General features: G+C 75.0%; 17 protein-coding genes. 8 read left to right on the top strand and 9 right to left on the bottom strand.

Features of this window, described 5'->3' with window-relative positions:
- Positions 1-228: 228 nt before the first annotated feature.
- The gene (locus ACFY15_RS24435; RefSeq protein WP_390687898.1) at positions 229-2,337 is read right to left on the bottom strand and encodes a HelD family protein; all 2,109 of its coding nucleotides are present in this window, start codon (positions 2,335-2,337) and stop codon (positions 229-231) included.
- Positions 2,338-2,647: 310 nt separating this feature from the next.
- Here ACFY15_RS24435 and ACFY15_RS24430 point away from each other — a divergent pair, with 310 nt between their 5' ends.
- Both ACFY15_RS24430 and ACFY15_RS24425 read left to right on the top strand, forming a co-directional pair.
- Positions 2,648-2,833 (top strand): hypothetical protein, encoded by a 186-nt coding sequence (locus ACFY15_RS24430; RefSeq protein ID WP_390687897.1) that lies wholly within the window; start codon positions 2,648-2,650, stop codon positions 2,831-2,833.
- 156 nt (positions 2,834-2,989) lie between these two features.
- Positions 2,990-3,835, top strand: a complete 846-nt coding sequence (locus ACFY15_RS24425; RefSeq protein ID WP_390687896.1) for a glycosyltransferase family 87 protein — start codon at positions 2,990-2,992, stop codon at positions 3,833-3,835.
- On the opposite strand, the gene ACFY15_RS24420 is transcribed toward ACFY15_RS24425, so the two are convergent.
- From ACFY15_RS24420 to ACFY15_RS24410, 3 genes are all read right to left on the bottom strand, one after another.
- On the bottom strand, positions 3,801-5,444 hold the full coding sequence (locus tag ACFY15_RS24420; RefSeq protein WP_390687895.1) for a DNA repair helicase XPB: 1,644 nt from the start codon (positions 5,442-5,444) through the stop codon (positions 3,801-3,803). The two genes, ACFY15_RS24425 and ACFY15_RS24420, sit on opposite strands and share 35 nt — an antisense overlap.
- A 98-nt stretch (positions 5,445-5,542) precedes the next feature.
- Entirely contained in the window at positions 5,543-6,175 is a 633-nt protein-coding gene (locus ACFY15_RS24415; protein WP_390687894.1) for a DUF4291 domain-containing protein, read from the bottom strand.
- Positions 6,176-6,274: 99 nt separating this feature from the next.
- The gene (locus ACFY15_RS24410; protein WP_390687995.1) at positions 6,275-8,653 is read right to left on the bottom strand and encodes a helicase C-terminal domain-containing protein; all 2,379 of its coding nucleotides are present in this window, start codon (positions 8,651-8,653) and stop codon (positions 6,275-6,277) included.
- A gap of 242 nt (positions 8,654-8,895) precedes the next feature.
- On the opposite strand from ACFY15_RS24410, the gene ACFY15_RS24405 reads away from it, so the two are divergent.
- Entirely contained in the window at positions 8,896-9,852 is a 957-nt protein-coding gene (locus tag ACFY15_RS24405; protein WP_390687893.1) for a hypothetical protein, read from the top strand.
- A gap of 144 nt (positions 9,853-9,996) precedes the next feature.
- A complete protein-coding gene (locus ACFY15_RS24400) occupies positions 9,997-10,629 on the top strand; it encodes an HAD family hydrolase (protein WP_390687892.1) in 633 nt (210 codons plus the stop codon).
- A 45-nt stretch (positions 10,630-10,674) separates the two neighbouring features.
- Here the strand turns inward: ACFY15_RS24400 and ACFY15_RS24395 are convergent, their stop codons facing one another.
- A complete protein-coding gene (locus ACFY15_RS24395; RefSeq protein ID WP_390687891.1) occupies positions 10,675-10,929 on the bottom strand; it encodes a hypothetical protein in 255 nt (84 codons plus the stop codon).
- A 177-nt stretch (positions 10,930-11,106) separates the two neighbouring features.
- On the opposite strand from ACFY15_RS24395, the gene ACFY15_RS24390 reads away from it, so the two are divergent.
- Positions 11,107-11,490, top strand: coding sequence for a cold-shock protein (locus tag ACFY15_RS24390; protein WP_042811480.1), 384 nt, complete (start codon positions 11,107-11,109; stop codon positions 11,488-11,490).
- A gap of 73 nt (positions 11,491-11,563) precedes the next feature.
- Here the strand turns inward: ACFY15_RS24390 and ACFY15_RS24385 are convergent, their stop codons facing one another.
- The 4 genes from ACFY15_RS24385 to ACFY15_RS24370 form a co-directional block, all read right to left on the bottom strand.
- Positions 11,564-12,433, bottom strand: coding sequence for a 1,4-dihydroxy-6-naphthoate synthase (locus ACFY15_RS24385; RefSeq protein WP_390687890.1), 870 nt, complete (start codon positions 12,431-12,433; stop codon positions 11,564-11,566).
- Positions 12,417-13,145: a futalosine hydrolase gene (locus ACFY15_RS24380; protein WP_390687889.1), complete on the bottom strand. Its 729-nt coding sequence runs from the start codon at positions 13,143-13,145 to the stop codon at positions 12,417-12,419. Before ACFY15_RS24380 ends, ACFY15_RS24385 begins: the two co-directional genes overlap by 17 nt.
- A gap of 13 nt (positions 13,146-13,158) precedes the next feature.
- Positions 13,159-13,665, bottom strand: a complete 507-nt coding sequence (locus ACFY15_RS24375) for a DUF2771 domain-containing protein (protein WP_390687888.1) — start codon at positions 13,663-13,665, stop codon at positions 13,159-13,161.
- A gap of 80 nt (positions 13,666-13,745) precedes the next feature.
- Positions 13,746-15,125, bottom strand: a complete 1,380-nt coding sequence (locus tag ACFY15_RS24370) for an MFS transporter (RefSeq protein WP_390687994.1) — start codon at positions 15,123-15,125, stop codon at positions 13,746-13,748.
- Positions 15,126-15,461: 336 nt separating this feature from the next.
- Here ACFY15_RS24370 and ACFY15_RS24365 point away from each other — a divergent pair, with 336 nt between their 5' ends.
- The 3 genes from ACFY15_RS24365 (at position 15,462) to ACFY15_RS24355 (ending at position 18,335) form a co-directional block, all read left to right on the top strand.
- Complete coding sequence (locus ACFY15_RS24365; protein WP_390687887.1) at positions 15,462-16,385, top strand: DUF3027 domain-containing protein; 924 nt, start codon at positions 15,462-15,464, stop codon at positions 16,383-16,385.
- A 103-nt stretch (positions 16,386-16,488) separates the two neighbouring features.
- Complete coding sequence (locus ACFY15_RS24360) at positions 16,489-16,695, top strand: hypothetical protein (RefSeq protein ID WP_390687993.1); 207 nt, start codon at positions 16,489-16,491, stop codon at positions 16,693-16,695.
- Between the two features lie 119 nt (positions 16,696-16,814).
- Complete coding sequence (locus ACFY15_RS24355) at positions 16,815-18,335, top strand: SPFH domain-containing protein (RefSeq protein WP_390687886.1); 1,521 nt, start codon at positions 16,815-16,817, stop codon at positions 18,333-18,335.
- Positions 18,336-18,341 lie beyond the last annotated feature (6 nt).

The raw sequence follows: 18,341 nt of genomic DNA, 5'->3' as shown, positions 1-18,341 counted from the left end.
GCGGGGCCGGGTGCCGGTGCGGGGGCCGCTGCGCGGGGCGAGGTCCCCCACCCACCCTTCGCCCGTTCCCAGGGGCTCCGCCCCTGACCCCGTACGTGCGCTGCGCGCCCGTGCGCTCGAACGCCGCGCGGGCTGGATTTCGCACAGCGGAATTCCAGTCCCGCCGGCGATCGAGGCGCGGGGTCCGGGGCGGAGCCCCAGGGAGCCCCGCGCAGCCGGCGGGCTCCGCTACGCCAGGGCCGCCGGGAGCGGGGCGGCGTGGTGGGCCGCGAGGCCCGAGACGGCTCGGGTGAGGCAGACGTACAGGCGGCGCAGCCCCGTCCGCTCGTCCGGCTCGCCGTCCACGATCGCCGCCGGCTCGTCCAGCACCACGTAGTCGTACTCCAGACCCTTCGCGAGCGACGCCGGCACCAGCGTCAGCCGGGACTCGGCGGTCGTCTCCTCGCCCGGCGACAGATACGGCAGCCCCTGCGCCAGCAGCGCCTCCGCCAGCACCGGGATCCGGGCGTCGGCCGCGATCAGCCCGATCGACCCCTCGTGCGCGAGGAAGGCACGGCACGCGCCGATCACGTCCGCCACCAGCCCGTCCGGGGACGACGCGGACACCGTCAGCGACCCCGGCGCCTCACGCACCGACGACACCGCGGCCAGCCCCGGCGAGATCTCCGGCAGCAGCCGCGACGCGTACGCGATCACCTCGCGCGGCACGCGGAAGCCCGCCGTCAGCTCCTCCAGCACCGCCTCCGGCTTCCCCAGGTGCGCCAGCGCCTCGGCCCAACTGCGCGTCGCCCACGGGGTGGTGCCCTGCGCCAGATCGCCCAGGACCGTCGCCGAACCCGTCGTGCAGCGCCGCCCCACGGCCCGGTACTGCATCGGGGACAGGTCCTGCGCCTCGTCGACGACGACGTGCCCGAGCGAGTGCGTCCGCTCCACCAGGTCCGCGGCCTCGTCGATCAGCACCAGGTCCGCCGCCGACCACTTCGCCGACTTCACGCTGCGGAACGGCTTCGGCCACAGCAGCAGCTTCTGCTCCTCCTCCGTGAGCACCCCCTCGGCGTGCAGCGCCAGGAACTCCGGGTCCGACAGCAGCCGCAGCACCAGCTTCGCCGGCTCCACCTGCGGCCAGACCGCCTTGACCGCCGCCTTCACCGCCGCGCTGCGGGCCACCGCGTCCTGCACCCGGTCGTCCGGTGCCTCGCCCGCCTGCTCCATGCGGACGAGGACGGCGTGGGCGATGCGCTGCGGCAGCGCGTCGCGCGCCGCGCCGTAGCGGATGTCGCGGTTCTGGAGCTCGCCCACGATCTCCTCCAGCTCGTACGCCGGAACCCGCCAGCGACGCGAGCCGCGGACCACCATCAGCGGCTCGGCGGGCGCGGTGACGTGCGAGCGGACCGCGCGGCGCAGCACCTCCGCCATCCGGGCGTCGCCCTTGACCACGGCGGTCGCGGCGGCGTCGGCGCCGCGGACCTCCAGGCCCGGGCGGGCGACGAGGTCGTCGACGGTGGCCTGCTGGACCTCCAGCTCGCCCAGGGCCGGCAGGACCTGCTCGATGTAGTGGAGGAAGGAACGGTTCGGCCCGATGACGAGCGTGCCGGTGCGGGCGAGCCGCTCGCGGTGCGCGTACAGCAGGTACGCGACCCGGTGCAGGCCGACGGCCGTCTTCCCGGTGCCGGGGCCGCCCTGTACGCAGACCGAGCCGGACAGGCCGGAGCGGACGATCTCGTCCTGCTCGGGCTGGATCGTGGCGACGATGTCGCGCATCGGGCCGACGCGGGGGCGCTCGATCTCCTGCTGGAGCAGCTTGCTGACGGCCGCCGCCTCGGCGGGGTCGGAGAGGTGCTCGTCCTCGTACGCGGTGAGGTCGCCGCCGGTGTAGCCGAAGCGGCGGCGCAGTCCGACGTCCTGCGGGTCGGCCTTGGAGGCGCGGTAGAACGGCTGGGAGACGGGCGCACGCCAGTCGATCACCATCGGGTCGCCGTCGGCGTCGTGGACGTGACGGCGGCCGATGTAGAACTGCTCGCCGCCCGCGCCCTCGGCGAGGTCGGCGCCCGGGGCGTGGAGGTAGTCGAGGCGGCCGAAGAACAGCGGGGTGTGGGCGAGGTCGGCCAGGGCCTTGATGCGGTCGTCGATCTGCGCCTGGAGGACGACGGCGTTGACCCAGTTCGCGGTGACGTCGCGGATGTCGAGCGCCTCCACGTCCTCGCGCATCGCGCGCAGCGCGGCCCGGGAGGCGGCCAGGTGGGCCCGCTCGCGGCCGAGGAGACCGGCGGAGTCGGATGCGGCGGCCGTGCCGGGCGCGGTGTCTTCGGGCGTGGTGTCGGGGGCGTGCGCGGGCACGGGACTGCCTCCAGCGGCTCGGTGCGGAACAGAAACCCACCGGTTGCCGTCCGGCAGGCGGCTCTCCCCGGTACGGCGGCGGGAGGCGGCAAGAGCGGAGATTGTAGTCAGCGGACGGGACCGGCGCGAACGGGTTTACGGGAGGCGGGTTCCCGACGGCCCGTACCTCCGGACGGGCGTCATACCCGGGAGTGTCAGACCTTCGGCAGAGCCCTAGGGGAAGCCATGGGACGTGAGGAGGAGCCGGAGGCCCCTGAGATTGGCTCTCCGGACCGATGTGCGGAACGCGCCGGACGCGCACCATGGAGACATGAGCACCGCAACCTTCACCCCGGCCCGGGGCGGCCGCCCCAGCGGCGCCACCGCCACCTCCTCCCACCACTCCCGCCACCGCGTCGGCGACGCGCTGCGCGCCGTCAAGGTCTACGTGACGGCCGCCATACGGGTCGTCGTCCTCGGCGAGTACTCCTCCGACGCGGGCGTCATACGCCGCTGACCACCCCGCCGCGCAGGCCGTCGGGGCGCCGCGCAGGCCGCCGGCCCGCCGGGGCGGCCACCGCCGATCGGCGGACGCGCACGGCGCTGACCTGCGGACGCGGCAGGTGGCCTGATCCCGGCGGAGGCCCCCCGACGATCCACTAGGGTCACGCGCGTGACCCGCAGCCCCGATCCCGACCGCTCGCCGTCGCCCCTCGCCGGCATGCTGGTCACCGGGGCGCTCCTCACCCTCGGCGTCCTCTGCATCGCCCTGCGCGTCCCGACCGCCGACGCCCTGCTCAGCGGCTTCTGCCCCGCCGACTGGCACCCGCCCGCCGGCTACCCGCCGTTCGCCGCGATCCTCCTCACCCCCGCCGCCTGGCTGCCCACCGGCGTGCTCAAGGCCGTCCTCGTCCTCGGGAACGGCGGCCTGCTCGCCCTGCTGATCCTGCTCTCCTGCCGCCTCGCGGGCGTACGGGCCCGGCCGGGCCCCGTCCTGGCCGCCACCATCGCCGGGCTGTGGCTGGAGCCGCTGTTCCAGAGTCCGCTGCCCGGACAGATCAACCTCGCCCTGGCCTGCCTGACCCTGTGGGACCTCGGCCGACCGCGCGCCGCGCTCGGCCGGGGCTTCGCCCTGGGCACCGCCGCCGGGATCACCCTGACCCCGGCGGTGTTCATCCCGTACCTGCTGCTCACCGGACAGGTCCGGGCCGCCCTGACCGCCCTGGCCGGCTTCGCCGGTACCGCCCTGCTCGGCGCCCTGGTCCTCCCCGAGGCCTCCGCCGACTTCTGGACCCACCACCCGCCGGCGGCCGGCGGGGCCCCGCTGCTGCACTGGCAGCACCTGTGGGTGTGGGCCGTGCCCCCGCTCACCCTCCTGGCAACGAGAGCGGCGGGAGCCCTCCGCCGCTGCCGCCCCCACCGCCCGGCGGCGGCCCGCATCCCCGCCCCGAGGCCACCCCTGGGAAGGGAGGAAGCCGCGCGGGTCAGTCGCCCGCCAGCAGCTCGTCGGCGTCCATGATCCGGTACGCGTAGCCCTGCTCCGCCAGGAAGCGCTGGCGGTGGGCGGCGAAGTCCTGGTCGATCGTGTCGCGCGCCACGACCGAGTAGAACCGCGCCTCGTGCCCGTCCGCCTTCGGCCGCAGCACCCGGCCCAGGCGCTGCGCCTCCTCCTGCCGCGAGCCGAAGGTGCCCGACACCTGGATGGCGACCGTGGCCTCGGGCAGGTCGATGGAGAAGTTCGCGACCTTCGACACGACCAGCACGCTGATCTCGCCCTCGCGGAAGGCGTCGAAGAGCTTCTCGCGCTGCGCGTTGGACGTCTCGCCCTTGATGACGGGCGCGTCCAGGTGCTCGCCCAGCTCGTCCAGCTGGTCGATGTACTGCCCGATGACCAGGGTCTGCTCGCCCTGGTGCTTGCGCACCAGCGCCTCGGTGACCTTCCGCTTCGTCGCGGTCGTCGCGCAGAAGCGGTACTTCTCCTCCGTCTCGGCCGTCGCGTACGCCAGCCGCTCGGACTCGGTGAGGTTGACCCGGACCTCGACGCAGTCCGCGGGCGCGATGTAGCCCTGCGCCTCGATCTCCTTCCACGGGGCGTCGAAGCGCTTCGGCCCGATCAGCGAGAACACGTCCGACTCCCGGCCGTCCTCGCGCACCAGAGTCGCCGTCAGACCCAGGCGGCGGCGGGCCTGGAGGTCCGCGGTGAACTTGAAGACGGGCGCCGGCAGCAGGTGCACCTCGTCGTAGAGGATCAGCCCCCAGTCACGCGAGTCGAACAGCTCCAGGTGCGGGTAGACGCCCTTCCGCTTGGTGGTGAGGACCTGGTAGGTGGCGATCGTGACGGGCCGGATCTCCTTGCGCGTACCCGAGTACTCGCCGATCTCCTCCTCCGTCAGCGAGGTCCGCTTCACCAGCTCGTGCTTCCACTGCCGCGCGGAGACCGTGTTCGTCACCAGGATCAGCGTCGTCGCCTTGGCCTTCGCCATCGCCCCGGCGCCGACCAGCGTCTTGCCCGCGCCGCAGGGCAGCACGACCACGCCCGACCCGCCGTGCCAGAACCCCTCGACGGCCTGCGCCTGGTACGGCCGCAGCGCCCAGCCGTTCTCCTCCAGCTCGATCGGGTGCGCCTCACCGTCCACGTATCCGGCGAGGTCCTCGGCCGGCCAGCCCAGCTTGAGCAGCGTCTGCTTGATCTGCCCCCGCTCCGAGGGGTGCACGGCCACCGTGTCGGCGTCGATCCGGGCCCCGACCAGCGGGACGATCCGCTTCGACCGCAGGATCTCCTCCAGCACGGGCCGGTCCGTGCTGGTCAGCACCAGCCCGTGGACGGGGTGCTTGGAGAGGGTGAGCCGCCCGTAGCGGGCCATCGTCTCGGCCACGTCGACGAGCAGCGCGTGCGGGACGGGATAGCGGGAGAACTCCACGAGGGCGTCGACGACCTGCTCGGCGTCGTGCCCGGCGGCTCGCGCGTTCCACAGGCCCAGCGGGGTGATCCGGTAGGTGTGGATGTGCTCGGGTGCCCGCTCCAGCTCGGCGAAGGGGGCGATGGCCCGGCGCGCGGCTCCGGCGAGCTCGTGGTCGACCTCCAGAAGGAGGGTTTTGTCGCTTTGAACGATGAGGGGCCCGTTCACGCATGTCCCTTTCCGGCGGGGTGGCGGCCGCCCGGGCGCGGGCGGCCAAACCTCCAGTCTGCCGTACCGCCGGGGGTTCGCGGGTCCCGCGCGGGCGCCTACGCGCCGAGGTGGGGCAGCGGGCCCGTCGGGTAGGGGGTCTCCACCGGCAGGAGGGCGCGGGCCGCGGCGGTGTCGCCGGCGCGGAGCAGGCCGTGGATCTCGCGGGCCAGCGGGGTGACGTCGCGGATGGAGACCGTCCACGCGTCGGCGTAGGCCCGCGACGCCGGGCCCGACAGGCCCAGCTGGAGGGACCGGTGGGGCAGCGGGTTCAGGTGCGGGTCGCGCTCGGGGTCCCACTGGACACGGACCGGGGAGCGGGACAGGGCCGCCTTCCAGGCCTCGCGGTCCCCGTGCACCTCCGGCACGTAGTGGGACAGGCAGGCCTCCGCGAGGGCCCCGTCGAAGCCCTTGCGGCTGATCTCGACGGCCAGCACGGTCTCCTGGTCGGCCTTCGTGGCCCAGCCGCAGCGGTACATCATCCACAGGAACGACGGCTTGATCCACGTCATCCGCTCCCGCTTCCACGCCGCCGGGAAGCGGCCGTCGCGGGCCGCCGGCAGGCCGAGGGCGGGGGAGTACGCCTGGTACACCGTCACGGTGGCGGCGGTGTGGGCGGCGCGGACCTGACGCTCGGGGATCCGGTGCGGGGGGATCCGGTGCTGGGGGATCTGCTGGGGTGTTTCCGACATGGGGTCAGGGTGCGGGCCCCGCACCCCTTCCCGCCAGCGGATTTCCCTCCCCGAGCGGCCCTGGACCCGGTCCTCGGGCCCGGTCCTCAGACCCGGTCTTCAGACCTGGTCCTCCTCCAGTTCCGCCACTCCCGTGATCCGGTGCAGGGCGTACGTGCGCACCTCGTCCGCCGTGTGGTCGTAGCCGGTGACGAAGCCGCCCTCCACCCGCACCGGGGCGATGACCCGCTGGCTCGCCGCCCCCTCCGCGTTGACGTACCCGATCCACACCGCCGACCCGGTCAGCGCCGCCGCCTGCACCGTGGCCAGGGTCTCCGCCGCGCTGGTGCGCGGCAGCTCGCCCGGCGCCGGGGCGGCCGACGGCCCGGCCGGCTCCTTGCGGACGGCCGTCGCCGCCAGGTCGCCCGCGCGCACCGCCCGTACCGCCGCGCCCAGCAGCGTCGCGTCCGGCACCGGCGGCCCGTCCGGGACCGGCACCGGCGCCGAACGGGCCGGGGTGCGGTGCGCGGCGGCCCGCGCCACCAGCACGTCGCCCGTACGGGACTCCGCGGCCGGGGCGTAGCCCATCGCCCGCAGCCCGTCGAGCAGTGCGCCCGGCTCCGCCTGCGCCGCCAGCACCGTCGGCGCGAGCCTGCGCAGCCCCAGGCCCGCCGAGCGTCTGTCGGCCAGGATCTCGCCCAGCATGGCGTCGTCGTCGCACCGCACGTACGAGGAGGCCACCCCGACGCGCAGGTGGCCGTGCCGCCGCGCCACGTCGTCGATCAGGTACGCCAGCGGCTGCGGCACCGGGGTGCGGCTGTGCTCGGCGAGGAAGGCGTGCAGGTCGGAGGCGGTCTGCCCGGAGTCCAGCGCCCGGCGCACCGAGCCCGGAGTGAACCGGTACACGGTCGCCCCGCCCTTGGACTCCACGTCCGCGAGCACGGCCAGCACGTCACCGAGCGGGCGGCGCAGCGGCCCCGGGGCCACCGCCGTCAGGTCGGCCTGGAGCAGCACGTGGTCCACCGGCTCCGGCAGCAGCGGGGCCAGCGCCGCCGCCGGGTCGCGGCCCTCCAGCAGGGCCCGCCCGAAGGCGCTGAGCGCGCCCCGGCCGGTGACGCCCAGCACCTCGGCGTCGTGCAGGGTCCAGTGCGCGAGGCGGGCGCGCAGGTCGCTCGTACCGCGCTCCGGGCGCTCCCACGCGAGCCGTTCGAGGAGCGTGTCGGGGTCGGGCGCGCCGCCCTCGGGCAGGGCGGCGAGGAGTTCGAGGACCCGGCGGCGCACCTCCGGCGCGGGCGAGCGGTCCAGTTCGGGGCCGAGTGCCGCGAGGGTGCGGCCCTTGGCGTCCTGCTCGCCGACCAGCCCGGCGGTGCGGGTCGCCGCCAGCCAGGCCGAGGCCAGCGCCGACCACCGCTCGGCGGGCGGCCGTTCGCACCAGTCGTCGAAGGCCGGGGTGGGCGCGTACCGTTCGTCGGCCTCGCCGTCGCTGGCCAGCAGCCCGGCCGCGTAGGCGAGTTCGATCCAGAACGCGGCCGCCTGCTCGGTGGTGTCCAGGGCGGAGGCCGTCCGCTTCAGGTCGCGCACGGCGAGCCCGCCCGCCCGCAGCACCAGCGGCCCGGTGTGCTCCCAGGACTTCACCAGTTCCTCGACGGTGGACAGCGCGGCCAGTGCCTGCCCGGCGGCGTTGGCGTCCACAAGCTGGGGACGGTGCTCGCGGTGCGCGCCCACCGGCGGCGCGACCGGCGCCGTCGCCCGGTGTGCGAGCCCGCCGCGCAGGTGCAGGGCCACCTCGCGGGGCAGGACGACGGTGCGCGCCGAGGCCGGCAGCAGCAGCCCCCGGTCGCGCAGCCAGCGCACCGGCGGCGTCGGATCCGGGGTCACCTCCCCGTACGGCGGCCCCCACACGAGCCGCCCCAGCACCTGGTGCGCCTCCGCCGGGGCCTGGTCCAGCAGCGCCGACATCCGCTCCGGGTCGGTGAACAGCCCCGTCAGGGCGGCCACCGCCGACACCGGGTCGTGGGTGGCGGGCAGCCCGGCGGCCGCGACGATCTCCTGGACCCGGGTCGGCGACATCCCGGACGTGGCCTCGGCGACGGTGGGGCCGAGCCCGGTCGGTGAGGGCCGCTGCGCGGAGGGGGCGAGCAGTTCCCGCGCGGTGCGGACCAGGCGCAGCCGGTCGTCGTCCCCCCACACCAGGGCCTGGTCGCGCAGCGTCCCCAGGGCCCGGGGGAGGGCGTCCCGGGCCGCGGCGTCCCTCGTGTCCTCGCCGCCGCTGCCGGTGAGCAGCTCCTCCAGCACGGCGTACGGGCAGGGGTCCGGGGCCACCGCGAGGGCCTCGGCCGTCTGGAGCGCGAACCGGTCCAGACGGTCCAGGGCGCGCACCACCGAGGCCCGGGTGCCGGCGCGGGTGGCCAGTTGGGTGATGTCGGCGGGCACCGGGTTCAGCAGGTCGGGGCGGGCGTGCAGCAGCGCGGCGAGCGCCGCGTCGTCGCGGGCGCGCAGGGCCTCGGCGAGGGAGCGCGGGGCGGGTGAGCCGGCGCCCGCGGCGCTGCTTGCGGAGCCGCTCCCGGTGCTCGCGGGCGTACGTCCTGCTGCGCTTCCCGGAGTGCTTCCCTTCGGACTTCCCTCGGGCACGGTGGTCGCCTCCTGGTCACGTCGGCCGGTCGTCGGCCGGTCCCCATCCGGGCAACGGTATCCGTTGCGCCGACGGCCGCTCCACGCCCGCACGCGCTACCTTCTGGGGCGTGGGGATCGAGAGCGACCATCTGGTCTACGAATACCTGAGCCGGGTCGGGGACTTGGCGCAGCAGCGGCAGTTGTCGTCGGCGGACCGGATGCGGCTCGTGTCGGGGCTGCGCGACGAGATCGACCGGCGGCGCGCGCGGTTCGAGCCGGAGACGCCGGAGGCGGTACGGGCCGTCCTGGAGCGGCTCGGCACGCCGGAGGAGGTCCTGGACGCGGTGGGCCGGCCGACGGCCGCGGGCGCCGTGCCGCCGGTCTCGGTGCCGGAGCAGCGCGGGAACGGGCGCCGCGCGGGCGCGAAGCAGGCCGCGGCCCCGGAGCCGCGGAACGTGCCGCCGCATCTGGCCGGGCTGGACGAGCTCGGCGCGTCGTCGTCGGACGGCGGCGAGCCCGACTGGTGGCGGCTGCCGGCCGCCGGGCGGGGGCCGCAGGTCGAGGGGTTCGCGGGCGGCATCGAGATCCCCGAGCTGTTCGGGCCGCCGGAGGAGGAGGCCGCGCCCGCCGCGCCGCCCGCGCCGCCGCCGGCCGGCGGCGGGCTGCGGCGCTACCTGCGGCAGCGCCGCGAGCGGCGGGAGGAGGCGTCGGCGCAGGCCCCCGGGGAGGCGGGGGCCGCCAAGGCGCCGCGCCCCCGTCCGCACGGCTTCCTCCTGCTGGCGGCGGTGCTGCTGGCCGTCGGGGCGGTCACGGGGTACTGGCTGCTGCTCGGCGCGGGCGCGCTGGTGGCGTACGCCTCCCGGGTGCTGGGGCCGCTGGAGCGCAAGTGGGTGGTCCTGGGCGTGCCCGCGGGGGTGTTCACGGTGGCGGTGCTGTGGCTGTGGGGCCGGACCACGGGACGGTGGGGCGAGCCCCTGCCCAACGCGCAGCTCGGGCCGGCCTTCCAGTCGATGTGGCCCACTCTGGCCCGCGCGGCGGGCGCCGTCCTGGCGGCCTACCTGGCCTGGCGCAGCCGTCGGAGGTAGCCGGGGCGGGATGCCCGGGGCGAAAAAGGCATGGAAGTGCCCCCAAAAGGTGCAAGAGCTGACATCTCGCCAAATACCGCTATCCGATAAGCCAACCTCCGCTTAGCTTCCCGCGGGCCGCTGGAGTCTCGGCACAATGGCGCTATGACCTCCACCCCCCCACAGCTCACCGTCGGATTCGACCTCGACATGACGCTCATCGACTCCCGCCCCGGCATCAGGGCCGCCTGGCAGGCGCTCTCGGCGAAGACCGGGGCGCACATCGACGCCGACCTGGCCGTCACCCGCCTCGGACCCCCGCTCGAGGAGGAGCTCGCCTACTGGTTCCCGGAGGAGCGGATCCCCGAGATGCGGGACCTCTACCGGGAGATGTACCCGAGCTGTGCCATCGAGCCGACGCCGGCCCTGCCCGGCGCCCGCGAGGCGGTCAGGGCCGTCCAGGCGCTCGGCGGCCGGGCGATCGTGGTCACGGCGAAGAACGAGCCCGACGCCCGCCGGCACCTCGACCACCTCGGGATAGGGGCCGACGCCGTCATCGGCTGGCTCTGGGCCGAGGGCAAGGCCAAGGCGCTGCGCGAGTACGGGGCGCAGGTGTACGTCGGCGACCACATCGGCGACGTGCGCGGTGCCCGGACGGCCGGCGCCCTGTCGGTGGCGGTGACGACCGGCCCGTGCGCGGCGTCCGAACTGCGCGAGGCCGGCGCCGACGTGGTGCTGGACGACCTCACCGCTCTGCCGGAGTGGCTGGAGGCCTTCGTCCGCGCCCGCGCGGCCTGAGAAGGAACCGCCGGAACGAACCGCCGGAACGAACCGCTGCGCGCGTCAGGCGGCCTGGGACTCCCGGGCCGCCCTGCGCTGTGCCGCGGCCGAGCGGAACACGCCCGCCGCCGAGATCGCGAAGCCCACGCCCATCAGCATGCACACCGCCCACGCGTACGACGGGAACGGGTCGGTGCCCAGGAACAGCGGCGCCATCGTCACGAGCGTCGCCACGGCGCCGACGATGAACACGATGCCGCCGGCCTTGACCAGTCCGTCGCCGGGCCGGGGTTCGTCGGGGTGAGGAGTAACAGTCACCCCACCAGGGTAGTTCCCTGGCCGAAGCGGTGAAGCGGGAAGGACCGGGGAACGTCTTGTCACCCGTATCAGGACCATTAGCCTGGAGGAGGCGGGTCGCTGGACCCGCTGTACTGCTATCCGGAGCCGTTCACCTCGGCAAACCGGACCCGACGAGCACAAGGACAGAGGACGGACGTGCCTACCGGCAAGGTCAAGTGGTTCAACAGCGAGAAGGGCTTCGGCTTTCTCTCCCGTGACGACGGCGGCGACGTCTTCGTGCACTCGTCGGTGCTCCCCGATGGGGTCGACGCGCTCAAGCCCGGGCAGCGCGTCGAGTTCGGCGTCGTCGCGGGGCAGCGCGGTGACCAGGCGCTTTCGGTAGTCGTGCTGGAGCCGACGCCGTCGGTGGCCGCCGCCCAGCGGCGCAAGCCCGACGAGCTCGCCTCGATCGTGCAGGACCTGACGACCCTGCTGGAGAACATCACCCCGATGCTCGAACGCGGCCGCTACCCCGACAAGGCGCACGGCGCGAAGATCGCCGGCCTGCTGCGCGCGGTGGCCGACCAGCTCGACGTCTGAGCGTTCCCACGCGCGTACGCCGGTGCCCCGCCGCTCCTCCGAGCGGCGGGGCACCGGCGCGTGCGGGGTGCGGCTACGGGAAGGCCAGCGCGTCCGGCCCGATGGCCGGAACCAGGCCCTCGGCGGCGGCCCGGGTCAGCAGCCCGCGGACGGCCGCGTAGCCGGCGTCGCCCAGGTCGGCGGTGAACTCGTTGACGTACAGCCCGATGTGCTGGTCGGCGACCTTCGGGTCCAGCTCCTGCGCGTGCGCCCGGACGTAGGGCCGGGAGGCCCCGGGGTCGTCCCAGGCCATCCGCACCGACGTGCGGGCCGCCTCGGCGAGCGCCCGCAGCGTGTCCGCGCCCAGCGAGCGCTTGGCGATGATCGCGCCGAGCGGGATCGGCAGGCCGGTGGTGGACTCCCAGTGCTCGCCCATGTCGGCCAGGCAGTGCAGCCCGTACTCCTGATAGGTGAACCGGGCCTCGTGGATGACCAGTCCGGCGTCCACGCGCCCGTCGCGCACCGCCGGCATGATCTCGTGGAACGGGAGGACGACCACCTCGCCGACCCCGCCGGGGAGCACGTCCGCCGCCCACAGCCGGAACAGCAGGTAGGCGGTGGAACGTTCGCTCGGCACCGCGACCGTCCTGCCGGTCAGGTCCAGCCCAGGCTCGCGGGTGAGCACGAGCGGGCCGCAGCCGCGCCCCAGCGCCCCGCCGCAGGGCAGCAGCGCGTACTCCTCCAGCACCCACGGCAGCACGGCGTACGACACCTTCAGCACGTCCAGCTCGCCGCGCTCGGCCATGCCGTTGGTGACGTCGATGTCGGCGAAGGTCACGTCGAGGGCGGGCGCGCCCGGGACGCGGCCGTGCGCCCACGCGTCGAAGACGAAGGTGTCGTTCGGGCAGGGCGAGTAGGCGATGTCCAGCGTGATCGGCGGGGTGCGGTCAGCGGTCGCGGTCATGGCGTTCTCCCCAGGTGACGAGTACGGGGCCCAGCGCGCGGAACCCGTCCGCGAGGGCGGCCAGGGCGTCCCCGATCCGCCAGGCGGCCCGGTCGCGCGGGCCGACGGCGTTGGACACGGCGCGGATCTCCAGCACCGGCAGCCCGTGCGCGGCGGCCGCCTCCGCGACCCCGAAGCCCTCCATCGCCTCGGCCCCGGCGAGCGGGTGCCGGGCGGCGAGCTCGGCGGCGCGGGCGGCGCTGCCGGTGACGGTGGAGACGGTCAGGACGGGCGCGAGGAGCGCCCCGGTGGCCTCCGCGGCCCGGGCGGCCAGGTCGGCGGGCGGAAGGTGCACGCTGCGGCCGAAGCCGAGCTCCTGCACGGGGACGAAGCCCTCGGGGGTCTCCGCGCCCAGGTCGGCGGCGACGAGCGCGTCGGCGACCACGAGCGAGCCGAGCGGGGCGGCGGGGGCGAACCCGCCGCCGATGCCGGCGGAGATGACGAGGGAGTACTCGGCCAGCGCGAGCGCGGTGGCCGTCGCGGCCGCGGCGGAGGCCGGGCCGACACCGCCGACGAGCACGTCGGCGGCGAGGCCGGGCAGGTCCCGGCGGGTGACGGAGTAGTTGCCGGGCAGGGTGCGCGGCTCGGGCGTGACCGGATCCTGATGAGGGGTGAGACCGGCGGCCGCGGAGTCTGCCTCCGCGGCCACGGCGGTCACGATCAGCACGCGCACGCCGCGCCGCCGACTAGCTGTTCTTCAGCTTGAGCTTGAAGGACCAGACGGCGAGGGGCTTGCCGTCCTCGCCGACCTGGACGAAGCTCAGCATCTTCGACTGGGGCGCCTCGCCCTGGCCGCCGGTCGCGAAGACGTCGGCGCCGGCGAAGCTGCGGTAGGTGTTCGAGGACGGCTCGGTGATCGGCTGGCCGTCGAGGACCGCCTGCCACTTCTTGCCGTCCTCGACGACCGCCGGCTCGACGCCGAGGCGCAGCGTGTCACCGCGGCCGTACTCGATGGTCTTGGCGTCCTTGCGGGCGGTGAGGCACTCCTGGACCTTGTCCATGGAGAGCTCCTTGCCGTTCTCGCCGTTGTCGGCGCGGCACTCGGACTCGGCGGACACCGACGAGCTGCCGACGGTCACGGTCGCGAGCGGCGTCGGCTTGTCGCAGGCGGACAGGAGGAGGAGGCCGGCGGACACGGCTCCGAGGGCCGCGACGCTGCGGCGGGCCCTACCCGGGAAAAGCGGTGCGGTCATGAGCCGAAGGCTATCGGGCCGCCGGGCTGCGCCGCCGCACGGGGGTCCCACGGCGGCGCGCCCCTGCGCCGGCGGGGGTCTCAGGCCACGCGGGGGTGGGGGGCGCTGCGGTGGCGGTGGGGGGCGGTGAGGAGGCCCCGGAGGGCCATCACGGTGCCCAGGGCCACCAGCCCGGCAGCCACCGCCATGCCCAGGACGCCGTTCAGCGGCAGGGCGATGCCTATGCCGCCGCCCAGGACCCACGCCATCTGGAGGAGGGTCTCCGAACGGGCGAAGGCCGAGGTGCGGACGGCCTCCGGGACGTCGCGCTGGATCATCGCGTCCAGCGACAGCTTCGCCAGGGCCTGGCAGAAGCCGGCCGTGCAGGCCAGGACGGCCACGAGCGGGCCGCTGAAGAAGACCGCGGCCAGGATCGCCACCGCCAGGGTGGCGGACAGCACCGCGGCAATGATGGCCTCCGGGGCCCGCGTCCGCAGCCACGCCCCCACCGCCGTGCCGCACGCGTTGCCCACGCCCGCCGCGACGCCCACGATGCCGAGGGACACCGCCGCGCTCCGGCCGCCCAGCGGGTGCTCGCGCAGCAGGAACGCCAGGAAGAAGATCAGGAACCCGGACAGGGCCCGCATCGACGCGTTCGCCAGCAGCCCGCACAGCACCGGACGGCTGACCGTCCGCAGCCCGGGCCGCTTCGAGTGCGCCTCGTGTGTGGACAGGCGGGCCCGGCGCTCGCCCCTGGCCTCGTCCACCTTGTGCGGCAGCTGGAACGCCGCGAAGGTCCCGCACACGAAGATCGCGCAGGCCCCGTACAGCGGCCACGGCGGCCCGATCGAGTGCAGGCCGGCCGCCACCGGCGCCGCCGCGCCCGTCGCGAGGAGGCCCGCCAGCGTGACCCGGGAGTTCGCCTTGACGAGCGAGAACGCCGGCGGCAGCAGGCGCGGGACCACGGCGCTGCGGACGACGCCGTACGCCTTGGAGGCGACCAGGACGCCCAGCGCCGCCGGGTAGAGCGCCAGCCCGCCCGTCGCGACCATGCCCGACATCAGCACCGCCAGCAGCGCCCGCGCCAGCATCGCGCACGCCATCGCCGCCCGCCGTCCGTGCGGCAGCCGGTCCAGCAGGGGGCCGATCACGGGGGCCAGGAGAGTGAAGGGGGCCATGGTGATGGCGAGGTACAGGGCCACCCTTCCGCGTGCCTCGTCCGTGGGAACGGAGAAGAACACCGTCGAGGCGAGCGCGACGGTGATCATGACGTCGCCGGCGCCGTTGATGGCGTGCAGTTCGATCAGCCGCCCGAGCCCCGATTCGCCCGCCCCGTGGGCATGCGTGACGCGCCGGATCCCGCGCGCCGTACCGGTGAACGGGAGGTGCAGGGCGCGCCCGACCGCCCGGCCGGCCCGCCTGGCCGGTCCCGAGCCGTCTGCGGACGACCGTGCGGGAGCCACCGTGCCATAGTGCCCCAGACGGCCCGCCGGGAGCCGTCCCGGCGCGTCGGGCCGCCGCCGGGGGGTGGTCCGGGTGCCTCCGATGTCCGCGAATCGGACCTCGCATGTGGGCCGAAGGCTTCAGAGGAGGTAGCGTGCGTAGCGCGCCACCGGCGGTTGCTCTTGGCCGCGCGCCTCTTCGCGATCCCGCAGAATGGATCACATGGGGTGCGCCCGAGGCCGATCGGGGCGCGGACGTCGACGCGGCCCTCTGGTCCGCTCCGCCCGCGCTACGTACGGACGAGACCGACGGGTCGTTGTGGACGACAGTACGGACGGCGCACTCGTGAGACGGCGTAGGAGAGAACGAGACCTGTGAGTGCTGCGACGACGCGAAGCCGTACCCCGCGTACCCCCGCCCCCGACCGCCTGTGCGTCGAGGCCGTGGAGTTCGCCCGCGAGGCGGCCGAGGAGGCCGCCTACCCCGGTGTGGTGGGCGAGCACGTCTCGGCCGTGGCGGAGGGTGACCGGGTCGTCACTCACTTCTTCGAGTGCGAGGAAGCCGGATACCGCGGCTGGCGCTGGGCCGTCACCGTCACCCGCGCGTCGCGCGCCAAGAACGTCACCCTGGACGAAACGGTGCTGCTGCCGGGTGACGACGCGCTGCTCGCGCCGGAGTGGGTGCCGTGGAGCGAGCGGCTGCGGCCGGGCGACATGGGCCCGGGCGACCTGCTCCCGACGGACGCGGACGACCTGAGGCTGGAGCCCGGGTACAGCGGCGAGGACGCGGCCCCGCCGAACTCGGTGGTCTCGGCGGAGATGGCCGCGCTGGTGGAGGCGGAGGACGCCGACGTCACCGACCGGGTGGTCGTCCCGGCGCGCGGCTCGATCACGGCCGTGGCGGAAGAGCTGGGCATGCGGCGTGCGCGGGTGCTGTCCCGGTACGGGCTGCACACGGCCGCCGATCGCTGGGACGAGTCCTTCGGGGCGAAGACCCCGATGGCGCAGGCCGCGCCGGCCTCGTGCGTGTCCTGCGGCTTCCTGGTGGCCATCGGCGGCTCGCTGGGACAGGCCTTCGGGGTGTGCGCGAACGAGTTCGGCCCGGCCGACGGGCGGCTGGTGTCGCTCTCGTACGGGTGCGGCGGCCATTCGGAGGCCGCGGTGATGCCGAAGCCGCCGAGGCCGGCGGAGCCGGTGCTGGACTCCATGGCCCTGGACGAGTTCCCGCTGCGGCCGGCCGCCGACACGGGCTCGGTTCCGGCGGCGGACGTCCCGTCCGAGGACCTCGGGCACGCGTAGCCGCCGCCGTCCGCCGGGCCCGCCGTCCGCCGGTGCCGGGGTGCCGCCGCCGGCCGGGGCCTGCCCCGCAGGGCGGCGGCGCCGTACGCTCGGCGGCATGGACATGGTGGGGATGACCGGGCGGGTGACCGGGACGGTGGGGCCGGGGCTGGTGGGCGAGGTCATCGTCCGTGTCCGCGGCGGCGCCGAGCACTTCCTCGCGTACCCCGCCCCCGGCGAGAGCACCCGGATCGCCGTCGGGACCGTGGTCGCCGTCGTCGAGTACCAACCCCCGCGCACCGTGTACGTGATGCCCGTCTACGAGGGCTGACACCCGACCGCGTATCAAGATGGCGACAAGAACGATCCCGCCACTTCTCCACCACCGCCTCACGGGCGCAGACTCACCCCGTCGGTGCCGAACGGCACCGTTCTAAGGGGGCGTTGCCGATGGCTGTCGGCGTCGTGGCGGGAGTCGTTCTCGCCGCAATCATTGCCTTGATCGGCCTGTTCAAGCTCATGTGGCGGGTGGCCGAACCGAACGAGGCGCTCGTCATCTCGGGCTCCACGCACAAGACCGAGGGCATCGGCGAGGGCATGGGCTTCCGGATCGTCACCGGCCGCGGCACGCTCGTCCTGCCCGGCGTACAGGCGGTCCGCAAGCTCTCGCTGGACCTCAACGAGACGCAGCTGAACGTGGACTGCGTGACCCACCAGGGGATCCCGCTGCGGGTCAAGGGGGTCGTGATCTTCAAGATCGGCGATGACTACGTGTCCATCGCCAATGCCGCCCGCCGCTTCCTCGACCAGCAGAAGATGATGCCCGAGCGGGTGCACATCGTCTTCGCCGGCCATCTGCGTTCCATCGTCGGCGGTCTGACGGTCGAGGACATGATCCGCGACCGGGAGAAGCTGACCGGCCAGACCCGGGCGGCCTGCGGGACCGAGATGGAGAAGCTCGGGCTCATCGTGGACTCGCTCCAGATCCACGAGATCGAGGACCCGACCGGGTACATCAAGAACCTCGCGATGCCGCACGCCGCCGCCGTCCAGCGCGACGCCCGCATCGCGCAGGCCGAGGCGAACCGGCTCGCGACCGAGGCGGAGCAGACCGCCTTCGCCCGGATGGCCGAGGCCACCCGGGACAGCGAGATCCTCCAGGCCGGCTACCAGGCCGAACGGGACAAGGCCGCGGCCACCGCCCGGCAGGCGGGCCCGCTGTCCGAGGCCGCCGCCCGCCAGGAGGTCGTCGTCCAGGAGACCCGGGTCGCCGAGCTGGAGGCGCACCGCAGGGAGCAGCAGCTCCAGGCCGACGTGCGCAAGCCCGCGGACGCGGCCGCGTACCAGACGAGGACGCTCGCCGAGGCGGAGCGCGACGCCCGCATCTCGGCCGCGCAGGCGAAGGCGAAGGAGACCGAGCTGGCGGCGGCCGCCGAGGCGACGCGGGTCAGGACGGCCGCGGCGGCCGAGGCCCAGGCCACCGAGGCGCGCGGACACGCGGCGGCCACCGCGACCCGGGTCAGCGGTGAGGCCGAGGCGGCCGCCACCCAGGCCAAGGGCCTCGCGGCGGCCGAGTCGGCGCGGGCGAACGGCCTCGCCGAGGCGGAGGCGGCGAAGGCCAGGGGCCTGGCCGAGGCCGAGGCGATCAAGGCGCGGGCCGCGGCCCTCGCCGAGAACCAGGAGGCCGTGGTCGCCCAGCAGCTCGCCGAGAACTGGCCGGCGATCGTCCAGGCGGGCGCGGGCGCCTTCGGCAGCGTCGAGCACATGGTGCTGCTCAACGGGGCCGAGGGGATGTCGGAGATGTTCGCCAAGGCCCTGACGATGGGCGGTACGGGGCTCGGCGTGGCCCGTCAGCTGCTGGCGTCGATGGCCGCCCAGCAGAAGGGGGAGGGACCGGCCCCTGCCGTCACCCCCGTGAACGGCAGAGGCCCCGGCGGGACGCAGGTCCCGATCGACGGGGACCGCGCCTGACCGGCG

This window comes from Streptomyces sp. NPDC001373 (assembly GCF_042895815.1).
GTDB lineage: Bacteria > Actinomycetota > Actinomycetes > Streptomycetales > Streptomycetaceae > Streptomyces.
The sequence above is the reverse complement of the archived record's forward strand: the minus strand, read 5'-3'. Positions and strand labels throughout refer to the sequence as shown.

Excerpts from the sequence above, each read along its gene's own strand:
- ACFY15_RS24385 (WP_390687890.1), bottom strand. The coding sequence starts at position 12,433 with ATGACCGCGACCGCTGACCGCACCCCGCCGATCACGCTGGACATCGCC.
- ACFY15_RS24360 (WP_390687993.1), top strand. The coding sequence starts at position 16,489 with ATGGTGGGGATGACCGGGCGGGTGACCGGGACGGTGGGGCCGGGGCTG.
- ACFY15_RS24415 (WP_390687894.1), bottom strand. The coding sequence starts at position 6,175 with ATGTCGGAAACACCCCAGCAGATCCCCCAGCACCGGATCCCCCCGCAC.
- ACFY15_RS24400 (WP_390687892.1), top strand. The coding sequence starts at position 9,997 with ATGACCTCCACCCCCCCACAGCTCACCGTCGGATTCGACCTCGACATG.
- ACFY15_RS24375 (WP_390687888.1), bottom strand. The coding sequence starts at position 13,665 with ATGACCGCACCGCTTTTCCCGGGTAGGGCCCGCCGCAGCGTCGCGGCC.
- ACFY15_RS24355 (WP_390687886.1), top strand. The coding sequence starts at position 16,815 with ATGGCTGTCGGCGTCGTGGCGGGAGTCGTTCTCGCCGCAATCATTGCC.
- ACFY15_RS24430 (WP_390687897.1), top strand. The coding sequence starts at position 2,648 with ATGAGCACCGCAACCTTCACCCCGGCCCGGGGCGGCCGCCCCAGCGGC.